This window comes from Streptomyces sp. P17 (genome assembly GCF_032436805.1).
In the GTDB taxonomy this organism is placed as follows: domain Bacteria; phylum Actinomycetota; class Actinomycetes; order Streptomycetales; family Streptomycetaceae; genus Streptomyces.
This window is the reverse complement of sequence record NZ_JAVRBF010000036.1, coordinates 32,143-46,081: the sequence shown is the minus strand read 5'-3', so window position 1 is coordinate 46,081 and position 13,939 is coordinate 32,143. Positions and strand designations below refer to the sequence as shown.

The window sequence follows — 13,939 nt, the reverse complement described above, 5'->3', positions numbered from 1 at the left end:
CAGCTCAGGCAGATTGGTTAAGGGATCACTGGGGCAGGGCAGACCAACCTCAAGTCAACCAGTCCAATTGGACTGCAAGTTGAAGGCCTCAATCCGGATTGGCAGGAAGGTGGAGGGTTATGTCAGTCACGGCACCGCACCACCCGCAGCACCGGCTCGAGCGAGCCGACGATCACCGTCGCCCCGGCCGCGCGCAGCAGCCCCGCCTTGTGTTCGTCACGCGCGTAGCCCAGGAACGGAACCCCGGCGGCCCGCGCGGCGAGGCAGTCCGTGGGGGCGTCGCCGATCATCAGCGCGTCCTTCGGGGCCGCGCCCACCGCGTTCAGGGCGCGGTTGAGGCAGTGCGGGTCGGGCTTGAGGTGGTTGAGCTGCTGGGTGCGGCCGTAGATGTGTGGGCTGAAGCACGCCGTGAGGCTGCGGATCGCGAGATACGTGTGCACCACCAGCGGGGAGTTGTTGGTGGTGACGGCCAGGCGGACGCCGACCGCGGTCCAGGTCCGTATCAGGGGGTCGGCGTACGGGGTCGGCAGCGCGGAGGAGGTGGCCTTCAGCTCCTCTTTGGTCAAACGTTCCTCCAACTCGGCGGCCAGGTCACTGCCCGGATGCCGGCGGTCCACGGCGCGCAACACGACCTGCGAGTCGAGGGACTTGCGCTCGTCCTCCGTCAGCAGACCGTGCAGGCCGCGGCCCTCCAGCCACTCCACCAGCTCCATCGCCACCTTCTCCGCCTTGTGCCCGGCGAACAGACGGCAGACGGGCCCGTCGAAGTCCCAGAGCACCACTCGGGCTTTCTTGATCAGGCCCCTCAGCTCGGCGGGGTCGGGCTCGGTCCGGTCCGTCACGGCTTCAGTCTGGGTCTCAGAGGTCACTAGGAGAGTGTCAGGTCCGTCGTGATGGTTTCCCAGAGGGCGTCGAACCACTTCTGGGATTCCGCCACGAACGCCCCGTCCCGCTCCGCGGCCTGCTTGGCGAAGGAGAAGAGCAGCGACTGGGATCCCAGAGCGTCGTACATCTCCAGGGTCTTGCTCTCGTACTCCTCCGCCCGCTCGGTGACCACGTAGTACCCGATCAGCGCCTCCTCGCCGTTGAGCAGATACAGCTTCACCGGGGGCGTGAACGGCAGCGCGCGGAAGGTGACATGGACGTCGATGCCATGGGTGCTGCGCACCGCCTGGAGGTTGTGGCGCAGGACCTGGGCCTGGGCGTTGCGCATCTCCAGCCAGCGCTTGTGGACCGAGTCGTCGTCGGCGTCGCCCTCGACCAGGACGGGGAAGGCGAGCGTGATCTCGCGGGAGGGAAGCAGGATGCGGACGTCGATCGACTCCGGGCGGAGCGTGCCCTCGTGGATCCGGCGCAGCGGCTCACCGAGGGCCAGCATCAAGGTCTCGGCGGTGTGGCAGACGACGTCCACGCGGACCTCGCGGGCGGCGAACGCCTCGACCAGGCGGGGGCCGAGCCCGACCATCGTCGGCTTCGGCTCGCCGCGGGCCGGGGCCTGGGCGGCGATGCGCGGTGGGCTGCCCTTGCTGACGTTGCTGAGCAGGCCGTCCTCCTGGAGAGCGCGCAGGGCCTGGCGGACGGTGCCGCGCTCCACGTCGAACTCCTCGGCGAGTTCGGCCTGGGTGGGCAGACGGTCGCCCGCCTTGAGCTCTCCGGCGCGGATGCGCTCCCGCAGCACGTCGGCGATCTGCTGGGGGGAGACTCTGCTGCTGCCGTTCACTGCCACGTTCTCCTGAGTCACGACCAAACGCTACAACTCCACTCCATCTACGGGGAGTTGTTCGCGACTTGTTTATGAGTAGTAACCAAGTGGGGACAACATAAGCAGAGTTGGTACCAACTTGGTCGAGTTGGCGGAAGCTTTACCTCAGGTTGGGAAAACAGAAGGGGGAAACATCGTGCCTGCCATCGCCCTCCTCGCCGCGATCCTCGTCGTCGGCATCGAACAGACTGTCGAAGTCAAGTACGGCACCACCGGCATCGTCGGACTCCTGCTGCTCACCATAGGCATCAAGGCCAAGAGTCCGGCCGTCAGCTCCGCCGGGGCCGTCGTGCTCGCCCTGCTGGTCTCGGGGCCCGCCCTATGACCGGCGCACTCCCGGATCAACCGCCCCGGGGGACGATCAGCTTGTGAGCTCCAGCTCCGAACTGATCGTCTCCCACAGGGAGTTGAACCACAGATTGGACTGCTCCACGAACGTGGTGTCGCGCAGCCCGGCGCCCTGCTCGAAGGCGAACAGCATGGACTGGGTGCCCTCGGCGTCGTACATCTCCAGGAACTCGTGGTCGACCTCCTCCTCGCGACGCGTCACCGTGTAGTAGGCGAAGAGCGCCTCCGCGCCGTTGAGCAGGTACAGCTTCACCGGTGGGGTGAAGGGGAGCGCGCGAAAGGTGACCTGCACATCGATGCCGTGCGTCGCCCGCAGGGCCAGCAGATTGTGCTGGAGCACCTGGCCCTGGGCGTTGCGCTGGGCGAGCCAGCGGCGGCGCAGCCGGCCCGCGGCCGTGGCGTCCACGGGGGCCGGGAAGGCGAGGTCGATATGGCGGCTCGGCAGCAGGACGCGGACGTCGACCTTGGCCGGTTTCAGTCGTCCGGCGTGGATCTGGCGCAGTGGTTCACCGATGGCGAGGGTGAGGGAGATGGCGGTCAGACAGAGGGCGTCGATCTCGACGTGCGGGGCGGCGAAGGCGGCCCCTATCCGGGGCGCGAGGGCCACCATGGTCGGCTGCGGCGGGGCTCCGGGGCCGGTCAGCGTCCTGCCGAGGTCGGGGGCGACGGTGGCCGGGCTGCCCTTGGACACATTGGTGAGCAGATGCTCCGACTGCAGGATCCGCAGCGCCTGCCGTACGGCTCCCCGCTCCACGCCGAACTCCTCGGCCAGCCGGGCCTGGGTGGGCATGCGCTGGCCGGGCCGGAGTTCGCCGGATCTGATACGGCGGCGCAGCTCATCGGCCACCTCACGATGTGACGTCGGTGACCGCTGTGGCCTCTTCCGTCCATTGACGGAGGCGTGTTCCGGGTCCACGGCCAAACAGTACAACTTCCCGCCATCTTTGGGCAGTTCACCGGAAGGTGGTTATGAGACGCTTCTTCGCGGTCATAAGTACAGTGAAGTTGGTCGCCAACTTGAGCAACATGGTCAAACTTTCAGGGGGTTGGCGATCCGAGGATCAGGAACGGCTGGCCGGGCTCCCTTCCGGAGGGGAGCCGGGAGCCCGGTTCAGTCAGCACCACCGCACAACAACCACAACTGAAGAGCACGCTACGGATGAGTACGGAGGACAAGGCCTGTCGTCGGCGAAGGGAGCTCAGAACAGGTCCGGGCACCAAGGCCGCCTGGACGTACGCAGCAGGGCGTCGGCCACACGGGCGGCGCCCGCTCGTTCTTCCACGACCCGGCCGAGCGCGGCAAGCCGTACGGCGGACTCGTCGCCGAGCCAGAGGGTGGCGAGGTCGGAGAGGGTGAGGGTGAGGTCGGCGCTGTCGGTGGTGGCCGCGCAGGACCCGGTCCCGTCGGCGTCCGCCTCGATCCGGTACCGCCCTTCACCGGCGATCTCCAGCACCAGCGATCCCGCGCCCTCGTACGTCCGCGCCTCCATGGCCCGTACGACGTCCAGGATCCGCACCCACATCCAGTCGGCCTGGGTGGTGAGCCTGGCCGCTCGTGGATCGGGCAGGAAGTGCGGCAGCAGATCGTCGGGGGCCCGCCAGCCGGTCTTGACGGTGGTGATCCAGTCGATCGAGCACAGGTACCGCCACAGGGCGCGCTCGGCGGCCGGGGTGACGCCGATCAGCCACTTCACCTTCGCTGTGTTGAGCGGCTGCTTGCCGTCGCCCCAGTGATCGTCTGCCGTGTACGCCACCATGCCCTCGACCTCGCCGGCCGGCGAGCGGTACACGGCGTAGTGGGGCTCCAGGAAGGTGTTGAAGAACAGGACGGCGCCGGTGGTGAGCTGCCACCACAGGTCGTCGCGGCTGACGGCGCCCGGCTGGGTGCGGCGCAGGCGCTCATGGAGTTCGGGGCCGAGCTTGCGGACGTCCGGGGCGTCGACGAGGTCGATACGGCCGCCGTCCTCGGGCCCTGACCAGCGGGGGTCGAGGCCGGTGCGGGGTACGTCGATCGTCCACTCGGCCATGGTGGTGGCGGGGCCGAAGCCGTAGCGGCCGTAGATCGGGTACTCGGCGGCGATGAGGGTGGCGACGACGTCACCGCGCTCCTTGGCGGCGTTCAGGTCCTGCCGCATCATCCGGCTGAGGAGCCCCCGGCGGCGGTGGGTGGGGGAGACGGTGACGTTGGTGACGGCGTCGGACGGGACGGGGGCGCCGCCGACGGTCGTGAGCTGCTGGTCGAAGGAGCGGAAGGTGGCGACGCAGCGGTCTCCGTCGAAGGCGCCGAGGAGTCGGCCGGGGACGAACCAGGGTCGGCGGGCGGCCAGTTGCTCCTCGGTGAGGGTGGGTTCGCGCAGGAAGCCGGTGTTCACTGCGCGATGCCAGTCGGTGAGGTCGGTCTCGGTGATCGGTCGGACGTCGATGTCAGCGGCGCGGGTCATGGACTCACGGTAGGTCGGTGCCGGTGGGGGTGTCGCGGCGGTTTCCCTCGCGGTGGACGCAGCGGCACCCCGCAGGCACGGGTGGGTGCCGGTGGGGGTGTCGCGGCGGTTTCCCTCGCGGTGGACGCAGCGGCACCCCGCAGGCACGGGTGGGTGAAACCCCGCCCTGCGCCGGGCCCGTCTCACAGCAACAGGTCGTCCACCTGCGCCTCCCCCTCCCGGTACCGGCGGGCGATCTCCGCGCTGCTGTCGTCCGCCGTTCGCTGGAGGCGCTGTCGGCGCAGGGAGACCTGTTGCTCGTACCGCACCAGGCGGGCCATCGCCTCGGTCAGTTCCGTGTCCGTGCGCGCGGTCACGTCCGACAGTTCCACCTCCGCCAGCATCTCCGACGCCAGCCGCCGGTACTCCTCGCTGTGCGGTGTCCCCAGCGTGAGGTGGCGGGCCGAGGAGCGGTGCCGGGCCGGGGCGTCCCGGAGGATCTCCGGGAGCCGGTCCACGACGGACGCCGCGCCCAACGGCGACCGTCGTGCCAGCTCCGCCCGAAGGATGTCGATCCGCCCCTGCAACAGCCGTCGCACATAGCTCAGGTCCGCCTCGTCGCGCTGCGCGTCCCGCCGCAGCGTGCGCAGCTCGGGCAGGCTCAGGACCGTCAGACCGGGCTCGGGCGGTTCCACCGCGGTGCGCTGAGCGGGCGGCCGGAGCTGGGTCCGTTCTCCAGCGTGGGTCAACGGGACAGCCCCAGGCGGCTGCCCCGTACTCGGTGTGCTCATGTGCCTCTACCGTCCCCTCGACCGGCGTGTGGAAGCATCGTGCCACCCCAAGTGGCCGCTATGTGACCGAGTGCCCCCGATCGGCCCCAGATGGGGGGTTAAGGATCAAAAAGAAGCCCCTTGCATTCCGCTTCCGGCCGCACGGCATCATGGGGCCCATGCGAGCAGTGGTGCAGAGGGTGGACGGCGCGAGCGTCGTCGTCGAGGGGCAGACCGTCGGGGAGATCGTCGGGGAGGGGCTGTGCGTCCTCGTGGGCGTGACCCATGAGGACACCAAGGAGAAGGCGGCCCAACTCGCCCGCAAACTCTGGTCGATCCGCATGCTCCACGACGAGAAGTCGTGCAGCGACATCGACGCCCCGCTCCTGGTGATCAGCCAGTTCACGCTCTACGGCGACGCCCGCAAGGGCCGCAGGCCCACCTGGAACGCCGCCGCACCGGGCGACATCGCCGAGCCGCTCGTCGACGAGGTCGTGGCCCAGCTGCGCGCGCTCGGCGCGACGGTGGCCACGGGCCGCTTCGGTGCCCGAATGCGGGTCTCACTCACCAACGACGGCCCGTTCACCGTCCTGCTGGAGATCTAGGCCGTACTTCGCAGGTCGCCGAAAAGGTTCTCCGCATCGGCCTCACGGCGTCCGATCTCGACCGGGCCGGACCGAGACGGCCATCGCTGCTGCGGTTCCGACCGGCGAGCGATCAGCTACGACCGCTTGGTCTTCACGATCGGGTGACCTGCGAAGTACGGGTCTAGGGCTGATCTAGGGCTCCACGACGACTTCCTGTGCCGCCGCCGTCTCCCCGGCGACCAGCGGGGCGTCCGTCGGCACGTTCCGCTTCACCAGCGCCAGCGCCACAGGGCCCAGCTCGTGGTGGCGTACCGACGTCGTGATGAAGCCGATCTTGCGGCCCTCGGGCCCCTCGTCCGCGCGCCGCACCTCCGTGCCCGCGACCGGCAGATGGACCTCGCTGCCGTCGAGGTGGAGGAAGACCAGCCGACGCGGCGGCTTGCCGAGGTTCTGGACCCGGGCGACCGTCTCCTGGCCCCGGTAGCAGCCCTTCTGCAGATGCACCGCGGTGCCGATCCAGCCCAGCTCGTGCGGGATCGTGCGGTGGTCGGTCTCGAAGCCGAGGCGCGGGCGGTGGTGCTCCACGCGCAGGGCCTCGTAAGCGAGCAGTCCGGCTGCCGGGCCGGCCTTCCCGGCGTACGACTCCAGGTCCGCGCGCGGCAGGAACAGATCACGGCCGTACGCCGTCTCGCGTACGACGACGCCCTCGGGGACCTGGGCGATGGACCCGGCGGGCAGATGCACCACGGCGAAGTCGGCGGTCCGGTCGGTGACCTCGACCCGGTAGAAGAACTTCATGGACTCCAGGTACGCGATCAGCGCGTCCTGGGTGCCGGGCTCGACGTGGGCCCAGACCGTCGTACCGTCGTCCACCAGGTACAGCGCGTGCTCGATGTGGCCGTGCGCGGAGAGGATCAGCGCCTCGGTGGCCTCACCGGCGGGCAGATCGCTGACGTGCTGGGTGAGCAGCAGATGCAGCCAGCTCAGCCGGTCCTCACCGGTCACGGCGACGACCCCGCGGTGCGAGAGGTCGACGAAACCGGCACCGTCGGCGAGGGCGCGCTGCTCGCGGAACAGATCGCCGTAGTGGGCGGCGACGCCTTCGTCCACGCCCTCGGCGGGGACGGCGCCGGGCAGGGTCAGCAGAGGGCTCTTCATGGACGTAAGCCTACGACTCGGTAGTTGAATTCTTCAGCGAGCTCTTCCGGGCGCAGTCCTTGCACCGCCCGAAGATCGCGAAGTGCTTCATATCGGTCTCGAAACCGAAGGTGTCCCGCAGCTTGGCCGTGAACTCGGCGGCCACCGACACATCCGCCTCGATCACATTGGTGCAGTCACGGCAGACCAGATGGATGTGGTGGTGCCGGTCGGCGAGGTGGTACGTCGGCGCGCCGTGCCCGAGGTGCGCGTGCGAGACGAGACCGAGCTCCTCCAGAAGCTCCAGGGTCCGGTACACCGTCGAAATATTGACCCCCGACGCCGTCTTCCTCACTTCCGCGAGGATGTCGTCGGGGGTCGCGTGCTCAAGGGTGTCCACGGCTTCGAGCACGAGTTGCCGCTGCGGCGTCAGCCGGTAGCCGCGCTGCCTGAGGTCGCTCTTCCAGTCGGTGCTCACCACACCGTCGAGTCTAGAGCTACTTCAAGAAAGGCCTACTTGAAGAAGGCGATCCCGTCGTCGGGCATGTCGTCCGGGAGGGCCTTGGCCCAGCGTTCGACCTCCTCCGGGGTGACGACCTTCTTCAGATGCGCCGACATGTAGGGGCGCAGCTCGACCTCGGGGGTCTGCTTCTCGCCGACCCACATCAGGTCGCTCTTGACGTAGCCGTACAGGCGCTTGCCGCCGGTGTAGGGGGCGGAGGCGGCCGTACGGGCCACCGCGTCGGTGACCAGGTCGATCTGGGGCTTCTTGTCGGCCAGCTCGCCGTACCAGATCTCGATGACGCCGTCGTCCCGGGTCATCGTCACCTCGACCTTGCGGTCGGCGTCGATCCGCCAGAAGCCGTGCTCGGACTCCAGGGGCCTGACCTTGTTCCCGTCGTTGTCCAGCACCCAGGTGCGGGACTGGTACTCCAGGAAGTCCCTGCCGTCATGCGTGAAGGTGACCTCCTGACCGAAGTTGCACTTCTCGGAGCCGGGGAAGTCGTGCACGCCCGCGCCGGCCCAGTTGCCGAGCAGGAAGGCGAGCGGGACGAGGTCCTTGTGGAGGTCGGACGGGATCTCGATCATGGGTGGCAGTTCCTAGACGTGGGTCAGCGCTGGCCCTGGTACAGCTTCTTCACGGTCAGTCCGGCGAAGCCGAGGACGCCGATGGCGACCAGAACCAGCAGGATCTCGAAGAAGAGGATCACGGGACGCTCCTTGGTGAGCTACGGGCGTTTGCACAAGGCCGGGCCCCAGCTTACGCGGCCGGGGCCCGGCCCACTGTGCGAGGTCCCTCAGCCCAGCAGCTGGCTCTGCAGGGTGACCGTCTGCTGGAAGGGGACGGCCAGTGCCTCGCCCTTGCGGGACTGGACGACCAGGGCGAGGACGTCACCGGCGGTCAGGTAGGCCTGGCGGACCTGCTGAGCGCCGTACGGCTTCGTCTCCACGTACGCGTACCGCGTGACGTTCGGCGGGTTCTTGATCTCCGCGAACTTCTCGTCGAACTCGGAAAGGCCGTCACCGCGCACCCGGTAGGCCGGGCCGCCGTACGGGGCGACCTCGCCGGATGTCAGCTCCTCCACGACCGCCGCGGTGCCGAACTGCAGCAGGTAGACGCGGGTCTCCGTGCCGTCCTCGGTGGTCCAGCCGCGGGCCGCGATGTGCCGCAGTCCGTAGTCGAGGAGCTTCTGTCCCAGTTCCTTGCGGTGCGCCTTGTCGGGGAACTGCGCCAGGAAGTCCTTCGTCACCAGCCAGCCGTCGTCACCGCGCAGCGCCTTGTCCTCCGTCGCGCCCGCGGGCGCGGGCAGGAGCAGGACGCGCAGGTCCGCGTGGTGGGTGCCGGCCGGGTTCGACTCGGCGAACGGCCCGGGGCGGCCGGACGGCAGCGGCGGCCGGGTGAGCGTCGGGTAGTCCCAGCGCCCGTCCGACTCGGTCGCGAGCCCCGGTACGTCGGTCCGCTCCATCCGCGTGATGCCGTACGCCGATGCCGCGCCGACCGCCGCGAAGACGGCGACGGCGGCGGTCCAGCGCAGGGCGGCGCGCAGGAGGCGACGATCCTTGGGGGCGTGGGGCTCGCTCGGCGGCTCCGGCTCGCCCTGCGGCTCCGTCACCGTGACCGGTTCCGACAGCTGCTCTTCGTTGATGGTCATACCGCTTCTCCCGGCTCGGCGATGCGGTCGAGCTGGGCGCCGAGCAGCAGCGCGACCTCGTTGGTGTCGAGCGGCCTGACACCGTCCGCGGTGGCGGTGAGCAGGACGTTGCCCTGGTAGGCGGAGCAGAACAGGTAGTCCAGGTCCTCGTCCTCGCCCTTCGGCGACAGGAAGCACCGGGCGTTCTTGTACCCCTTGATCTTCGGGCCGCCGCGGAAGAGGCCCAGGGTGTCGAGGACCTCGGTCTGGAACTCCGAGCTGCTGCGAACGGTCGCCCGGTTCTCCATCTGGGACAGCACGATGCTGACCGTGGCCTCCGCACTGACGTAGCTGCGCATCGCCATGCCGGTGATCTGCGCCTTGTCGATCTGCTTCTCGACCTGCCGGCGCTGGGTGCGGGGCAGGTCGCGCAGTGACTCCTTGCGCAGGGCGGTGGCCTGGGCGCCGCTGAGCGCCACGTCGGAGCCGAACTCGCCGAGGTCGGGACCGCGGGTCCAGCCGTCGGTGCCGTACGGCACGAGCGTGCCGGCGAGCCCGGAGGGGGTCGCCGCCTTCGTGTCGGCGGGCTTGTCGTGCGGGAACTTCCACAGGGGCGCGCCCGCGTCCCGGTCGGCGTCCCGGACGGTCACCACGGTGTGGCCGACCCCGGCGACGAGGGCGCCGGCCAGCAGGACGGATCCGGCGACGGCGGCGACGCGGCCGGGGCGTACGCGCTTCTTCGCGGGCGGGTCCGCGGGCGGGGCCTGCAGTTCCTCGCCCTGGTTCTCGATCTCGCTCTCGATCTCGATCTCGCTCACAGCCGCTCCATCTGCCGCTCGGCCAGGCCCAGGACCGTCTTCTTGCTGATCGGTTCGGTGCCGTCGACCCAGATCTCCACGGCGATGTCACCGCGCCAGGCGTGGGCCTCGGCGCTGTACACCGGCTGGTAGCCCGGTTCGGTCTCCGGCTCGGTGTGGACGTAGGCCATGCCGTCCTCGGTCCCGGGGACGGTCCAGCTCTTGACGTTCGGGTCGTCGTTGGACCAGGGGCCGTCCCCGCCCGTGCCGTCCCACGTCGCCCAGTACTGGTTGCTCTCGACGGCGTCCGCGGCGGCGAGCGACTCCTCCTGGCGGTACTGGATCAGCCGGATCTCCACGCTGTAGGTGCCGGTCTCCCAGCCGGTGACCGCCGCGCGGCGGAAGGCGGGGGCCATGTTGGCGAACGCCTGGCCCGGCGTTCCGTAGGTGCTGGCGTAGTCGGACAGGTCCATCCAGCCGTCGGAGCCGTCGAGCCACGCGCCCTCCTTCGCTCCCGCCGGCTTCCTCAGCAGCAGCTTGCGCAGGTCGCCCTCGGTTCTGACCTGGCGGTCCTGCGAGGCGGACAGCGGTTCGGGGCCCTCGCCCTTCGCCTGCCTCAACTCCGGCTGGGAGAGCGAGGGCAGGCGGGGCGGCTCGCGGTCGGCCTGGACGAGGTAACCGGCGCAGGTGCCGGCCACGAGGCCGAGCACGGTGGCGCCGGTGAGCAGCAGGGCCGTACGCCCGCGGCGGCGCTCCCTGACCGCTTCTTCGGGTACTTCCACAACGTCCCCCCACAGAACGTGAAGCGCGCATTCCGTATGCGCGCTCACAGGAGACCCGTGGCCAAAGCTCATGGTTGCAAGCGGGTTGATTACGATTCGGCCATGGCGAAGAAGCTCGTGATCAAGGTGACGGCCGGGGCGGACGCGCCCGAGCGGTGCTCGCAGGCGTTCACGGTGGCGGCGGTGGCCGTGGCCAGCGGGGTGGAGGTCTCGGTGTGGCTGACCGGGGAGTCGGCGTGGTTCGCGCTGCCGGGGCGGGCCGCGGAGTTCGGACTTCCCCATGCTGCTCCGCTGGCCGACCTGGTCGAGTCGGTGCTGGCCGGGGGGCGGCTGACCCTGTGCACGCAGTGCGCGGCTCGCCGGGACATCACGGAGAAGGACGTCATCGAGGGCGTGCGGATCGCGGGTGCGCAGGTGTTCGTACAGGAGGCACTGGGGGACGAGACGCAGGCGCTCGTCTACTGAGACGCGCCTACAACCGGCGCCTCTTGCCGTCCAGTTCGTCCCACCACTCGTCGGACTTCGGGTCGCCGGAGGGGTCGTCCCACCAGCGGTCGTCGGGGCCCCGGCGGTTGGCGATCATCGCGGCCAGGGGTGGGATCACCATCGCCACCACGCACATGCCCACCGCCACCGGAACCGACCAGAGGCGTACGACGCCCCAGGCCAGGACGAACAGCGCGATGCAGGCGCCCATCATGGCGAAGTACTGGTGACGTCGCCGTGCGTACATACGTCCAGGGTAGGTCCGGACAGGCCGAAGGGCCGCACCCCGGCGTCCGACCCGGGGGTGCGGCCCTTCGGCCGTTCAGGGGTCGATCAGACCGCGATCGCGACCTCCGCGAGGCCGCCCTGCTGGGCGACGACGGTACGGTCCGCGGTGCCGCCGGGCACGAGCGCCCGTACGGTCCACGTGCCCTCGGCCGCGTAGAAGCGGAACTGACCCGTGGCGGAGGTCGGGACCTCCGCGGTGAACTCGCCGGTCGAGTCCAGGAGGCGGACATAGCCGACCACGGGCTCGCCGTCCTTCGTCACCTGACCCTGGATCGTGGTCTCACCGGGCTTGATCGTCGAGGCGTCGGGGCCGCCGGCCTTCGCTCCGCACATGTTGAACTCCTTGAGGGGTAAAGGTCGGGGCTTACTTGTTGGCGCCGAGTTCGATCGGCACGCCGACGAGGGAGCCGTACTCGGTCCAGGAGCCGTCGTAGTTCTTGACGTTCTCCACGCCGAGCAGCTCGTGCAGCACGAACCAGGTCAGCGCGGAGCGCTCACCGATACGGCAGTAGGCGATGGTGTCCTTGGCCAGGTCCACCTGCTCCTCGGCGTAGAGCTCCTTGAGCTCGTCGTCCGACTTGAAGGTGCCGTCGTCGTTGGCGTTCTTCGACCACGGGATGTTGCGGGCGCTGGGCACGTGGCCCGGGCGCTGCGACTGCTCCTGCGGCAGGTGGGCCGGGGCGAGCAGCTTGCCGGAGAACTCGTCGGGCGAGCGCACGTCGACCAGGTTCTGCGAGCCGATCGCGGCGACGACGTCGTCACGGAAGGCGCGGATGGCGGTGTTCTGCGGCTTGGCCTTGTACTCGGTCGCCGGGCGCTCGGGCACCTCGGTGCCGTCGACCAGCTCGCGGGCGTCGAGCTCCCACTTCTTGCGGCCGCCGTCGAGGAGCTTGACGTTCTCGTGGCCGTACAGCTTGAAGTACCAGTAGGCGTACGACGCGAACCAGTTGTTGTTGCCGCCGTAGAGGATCACCAGCGTGTCGTTGGCGATGCCCTTCGCCGACAGGAGCTTCTCGAAGCCCTCCTGGTCGATGAAGTCGCGGCGGACCGGGTCCTGCAGGTCCTTGGTCCAGTCGATGCGGATCGCGTTCTTGATGTGGTTCTTCTCGTAGGCGGACGTGTCCTCGTCCACCTCCACGATCGCGATGTTGCTGTCGTCCAGGTGCTCCTGGAGCCAGTCGGCGTCGACCAGGACGTCGCTGCGGCTCATGCTTGTTCTCCTCCGGGGCAGTTGCGGCGGGGCGTGCAAGTGAGAGGGGTGCGCGCGTTCCGGGTGCGGACGGCGCACGTGTGCCCTGGGCAGGGCGGCGGGGAAGGCGAGGAGTAGGTGCTCTTCGCTCAGAAGGGGCGACAGAGCATGGCGGCGACGCGGCACAGGTCTACTGCCCGCCGCTTCGTGAGATCCGCCTGTCGCTTCATAGCTGCGATCGTAGGGAGGGACGGGCGCGTGTGTCACCGGTGTGTCGCATGCTGAGACACGATCGTCCGGGATGCGGGATGGGCAGGGCGTCGAGGCCCGTTCCCTACGGCTTCCGGGGTCGTGTAGCCGTCGTCACATCTACGGTGCGGACAGCGCCGTCTCGCGTTTCGGACACCCGGTGTTCACCAAGGGCCCTATTACCCCGCGAGTCGGACGTTCGAACCCTTCACCGTGATCTCCACGCCGTTCTTCGCCGCCTCGACCTTGTCGAGCTGGATGCCGCCGGGGAGGCCGTCGATCCGCTGCTCGAAGTCGGTGATGTCCCGCGCCTTGGACTCGGCGATGTCGACACCGCCGAAGGAGGGCAGCGAGTCGGCGTGCACCTTGACCGTGTCGCCCTCGGCGGTCACCGAGCTGAGCACATGGACGGGGTTGGGGAGCTTCACGCCGAGGACGGTGGCCTCGACGGCGACCTTGATGCGGCCGTTGCCGCCGTCGGAGAGGCCGACGACATGGGCGGTGACGCCCGGTCCGACCTCGGTGGGCTCCGACTGGGCCGCCCTGAGCAGCTCGTCGTAGGTGATGGAGGCGGTGCCGGTGGCGGTGGCCGCGGTGGCGGAGCTGTAGTCCCCGGAGAACTGCACGCCCTTCATGTTCGCCCTGAGGCCGGCGATGCGGATGGTCTCACCGGTGCCGGCGGTGGCCTCGTAGTCGTCTATGCCGACCTCGACGTCCTCCAGCTCACCGCTGGCCATCTGGGTGAGGAAGGGGAAGCCCTTGATGGACACGTCCGGGGTGGCGGCGAGGTTCTCCGTGGTCTTCAGCCGGTCCGCCGCCTCGTCCTCGGCGAAGCCGACGGCGAGCCGGTCCGCGAGCACGAAGAGGCCGCCGAGGATGACGACGACGATCAGCGTTATCCGCAGTGCGCGCATGTTCCGGTGTTCCCCCACCTAGGCGGTCCCCTTGACGACCGGGTGGCCGCCTTTGGGGAGGGTAACCCCGCGTTCTCC

Annotated in this window: 19 protein-coding genes; 3 read left to right on the top strand and 16 right to left on the bottom strand. The window is 69.3% G+C overall.

Annotation, left to right across the window (positions count from 1 at the left end; translation table 11 throughout):
* Nucleotides 1–122: 122 nt before the first annotated feature.
* Together RMT89_RS23300 and RMT89_RS23295 are read right to left on the bottom strand one after the other, a co-directional pair.
* Nucleotides 123–842 carry an HAD family hydrolase gene (locus RMT89_RS23300; protein WP_315885716.1) on the bottom strand — a complete coding sequence of 240 codons (720 nt, stop codon included), beginning with the start codon at nucleotides 840–842 and terminating at the stop codon, nucleotides 123–125.
* A gap of 26 nt (nucleotides 843–868) precedes the next feature.
* Nucleotides 869–1,747, bottom strand: coding sequence for a GntR family transcriptional regulator (locus RMT89_RS23295; protein ID WP_315885715.1), 879 nt, complete (start codon nucleotides 1,745–1,747; stop codon nucleotides 869–871).
* Between the two features lie 151 nt (nucleotides 1,748–1,898).
* On the opposite strand from RMT89_RS23295, the gene RMT89_RS23290 reads away from it, so the two are divergent.
* A complete protein-coding gene (locus tag RMT89_RS23290; RefSeq protein ID WP_315885714.1) occupies nucleotides 1,899–2,087 on the top strand; it encodes a hypothetical protein in 189 nt (62 codons plus the stop codon).
* Between the two features lie 36 nt (nucleotides 2,088–2,123).
* On the opposite strand, the gene RMT89_RS23285 is transcribed toward RMT89_RS23290, so the two are convergent.
* From RMT89_RS23285 to RMT89_RS23275, 3 genes are all read right to left on the bottom strand, one after another.
* Nucleotides 2,124–3,032, bottom strand: coding sequence for a GntR family transcriptional regulator (locus RMT89_RS23285; RefSeq protein WP_315885713.1), 909 nt, complete (start codon nucleotides 3,030–3,032; stop codon nucleotides 2,124–2,126).
* 277 nt (nucleotides 3,033–3,309) lie between these two features.
* Nucleotides 3,310–4,551, bottom strand: a complete 1,242-nt coding sequence (locus tag RMT89_RS23280) for a GNAT family N-acetyltransferase (protein WP_315885712.1) — start codon at nucleotides 4,549–4,551, stop codon at nucleotides 3,310–3,312.
* Between the two features lie 182 nt (nucleotides 4,552–4,733).
* A complete protein-coding gene (locus tag RMT89_RS23275) occupies nucleotides 4,734–5,321 on the bottom strand; it encodes an aerial mycelium formation protein (protein WP_315885711.1) in 588 nt (195 codons plus the stop codon).
* A 158-nt stretch (nucleotides 5,322–5,479) separates the two neighbouring features.
* Here RMT89_RS23275 and dtd point away from each other — a divergent pair, with 158 nt between their 5' ends.
* Nucleotides 5,480–5,905 carry a D-aminoacyl-tRNA deacylase gene (dtd, locus tag RMT89_RS23270; protein WP_315885710.1) on the top strand — a complete coding sequence of 142 codons (426 nt, stop codon included), beginning with the start codon at nucleotides 5,480–5,482 and terminating at the stop codon, nucleotides 5,903–5,905.
* A 174-nt stretch (nucleotides 5,906–6,079) separates the two neighbouring features.
* On the opposite strand, the gene RMT89_RS23265 is transcribed toward dtd, so the two are convergent.
* The 6 genes from RMT89_RS23265 to RMT89_RS23240 form a co-directional block, all read right to left on the bottom strand.
* Nucleotides 6,080–7,045, bottom strand: a complete 966-nt coding sequence (locus tag RMT89_RS23265; RefSeq protein WP_315885709.1) for a folate-binding protein — start codon at nucleotides 7,043–7,045, stop codon at nucleotides 6,080–6,082.
* A 10-nt stretch (nucleotides 7,046–7,055) separates the two neighbouring features.
* Nucleotides 7,056–7,505 (bottom strand): Fur family transcriptional regulator, encoded by a 450-nt coding sequence (locus RMT89_RS23260; RefSeq protein ID WP_315885708.1) that lies wholly within the window; start codon nucleotides 7,503–7,505, stop codon nucleotides 7,056–7,058.
* A gap of 32 nt (nucleotides 7,506–7,537) precedes the next feature.
* The gene (locus RMT89_RS23255) at nucleotides 7,538–8,113 is read right to left on the bottom strand and encodes an FABP family protein (RefSeq protein WP_315885707.1); all 576 of its coding nucleotides are present in this window, start codon (nucleotides 8,111–8,113) and stop codon (nucleotides 7,538–7,540) included.
* Between the two features lie 209 nt (nucleotides 8,114–8,322).
* Nucleotides 8,323–9,177 carry a hypothetical protein gene (locus RMT89_RS23250; protein ID WP_315885706.1) on the bottom strand — a complete coding sequence of 285 codons (855 nt, stop codon included), beginning with the start codon at nucleotides 9,175–9,177 and terminating at the stop codon, nucleotides 8,323–8,325.
* The gene (locus RMT89_RS23245) at nucleotides 9,174–9,974 is read right to left on the bottom strand and encodes a hypothetical protein (protein ID WP_315885705.1); all 801 of its coding nucleotides are present in this window, start codon (nucleotides 9,972–9,974) and stop codon (nucleotides 9,174–9,176) included. Before RMT89_RS23245 ends, RMT89_RS23250 begins: the two co-directional genes overlap by 4 nt.
* Nucleotides 9,971–10,735 (bottom strand): hypothetical protein, encoded by a 765-nt coding sequence (locus tag RMT89_RS23240; protein ID WP_315885704.1) that lies wholly within the window; start codon nucleotides 10,733–10,735, stop codon nucleotides 9,971–9,973. The genes RMT89_RS23245 and RMT89_RS23240 overlap by 4 nt, the downstream gene beginning before the upstream one ends.
* 102 nt (nucleotides 10,736–10,837) lie before the next feature.
* Between RMT89_RS23240 and RMT89_RS23235 the strand changes: the two genes are divergently transcribed.
* Nucleotides 10,838–11,200, top strand: a complete 363-nt coding sequence (locus RMT89_RS23235) for a DsrE family protein (protein WP_315885703.1) — start codon at nucleotides 10,838–10,840, stop codon at nucleotides 11,198–11,200.
* Between the two features lie 7 nt (nucleotides 11,201–11,207).
* On the opposite strand, the gene RMT89_RS23230 is transcribed toward RMT89_RS23235, so the two are convergent.
* The 5 genes from RMT89_RS23230 to RMT89_RS23215 all read right to left on the bottom strand — a co-directional run bounded on the left by RMT89_RS23230 (nucleotide 11,208) and on the right by RMT89_RS23215 (nucleotide 13,861).
* Nucleotides 11,208–11,468: a DUF3099 domain-containing protein gene (locus tag RMT89_RS23230; protein WP_315885702.1), complete on the bottom strand. Its 261-nt coding sequence runs from the start codon at nucleotides 11,466–11,468 to the stop codon at nucleotides 11,208–11,210.
* Between the two features lie 86 nt (nucleotides 11,469–11,554).
* On the bottom strand, nucleotides 11,555–11,842 hold the full coding sequence (locus RMT89_RS23225; protein ID WP_315885701.1) for a DUF1416 domain-containing protein: 288 nt from the start codon (nucleotides 11,840–11,842) through the stop codon (nucleotides 11,555–11,557).
* A 31-nt stretch (nucleotides 11,843–11,873) separates the two neighbouring features.
* Nucleotides 11,874–12,719 carry a sulfurtransferase gene (locus RMT89_RS23220; RefSeq protein WP_315885700.1) on the bottom strand — a complete coding sequence of 282 codons (846 nt, stop codon included), beginning with the start codon at nucleotides 12,717–12,719 and terminating at the stop codon, nucleotides 11,874–11,876.
* 128 nt (nucleotides 12,720–12,847) lie between these two features.
* Nucleotides 12,848–12,928, bottom strand: a complete 81-nt coding sequence (locus tag RMT89_RS46035) for an Ms5788A family Cys-rich leader peptide (RefSeq protein WP_350751515.1) — start codon at nucleotides 12,926–12,928, stop codon at nucleotides 12,848–12,850.
* A gap of 198 nt (nucleotides 12,929–13,126) precedes the next feature.
* Entirely contained in the window at nucleotides 13,127–13,861 is a 735-nt protein-coding gene (locus RMT89_RS23215) for a DUF2993 domain-containing protein (RefSeq protein ID WP_315885699.1), read from the bottom strand.
* Nucleotides 13,862–13,939 lie beyond the last annotated feature (78 nt).

Coding starts and splice junctions, on each gene's coding strand:
- RMT89_RS23280 (WP_315885712.1), bottom strand. CDS start 4,551: ATGACCCGCGCCGCTGACATCGACGTCCGACCGATCACCGAGACCGAC.
- RMT89_RS23275 (WP_315885711.1), bottom strand. CDS start 5,321: ATGAGCACACCGAGTACGGGGCAGCCGCCTGGGGCTGTCCCGTTGACC.
- dtd (WP_315885710.1), top strand. CDS start 5,480: ATGCGAGCAGTGGTGCAGAGGGTGGACGGCGCGAGCGTCGTCGTCGAG.
- RMT89_RS23265 (WP_315885709.1), bottom strand. CDS start 7,045: ATGAAGAGCCCTCTGCTGACCCTGCCCGGCGCCGTCCCCGCCGAGGGC.
- RMT89_RS23255 (WP_315885707.1), bottom strand. CDS start 8,113: ATGATCGAGATCCCGTCCGACCTCCACAAGGACCTCGTCCCGCTCGCC.
- RMT89_RS23250 (WP_315885706.1), bottom strand. CDS start 9,177: ATGACCATCAACGAAGAGCAGCTGTCGGAACCGGTCACGGTGACGGAG.
- RMT89_RS23235 (WP_315885703.1), top strand. CDS start 10,838: ATGGCGAAGAAGCTCGTGATCAAGGTGACGGCCGGGGCGGACGCGCCC.
- RMT89_RS23230 (WP_315885702.1), bottom strand. CDS start 11,468: ATGTACGCACGGCGACGTCACCAGTACTTCGCCATGATGGGCGCCTGC.
- RMT89_RS23225 (WP_315885701.1), bottom strand. CDS start 11,842: ATGTGCGGAGCGAAGGCCGGCGGCCCCGACGCCTCGACGATCAAGCCC.
- RMT89_RS23220 (WP_315885700.1), bottom strand. CDS start 12,719: ATGAGCCGCAGCGACGTCCTGGTCGACGCCGACTGGCTCCAGGAGCAC.
- RMT89_RS46035 (WP_350751515.1), bottom strand. CDS start 12,928: ATGAAGCGACAGGCGGATCTCACGAAGCGGCGGGCAGTAGACCTGTGC.
- RMT89_RS23215 (WP_315885699.1), bottom strand. CDS start 13,861: ATGCGCGCACTGCGGATAACGCTGATCGTCGTCGTCATCCTCGGCGGC.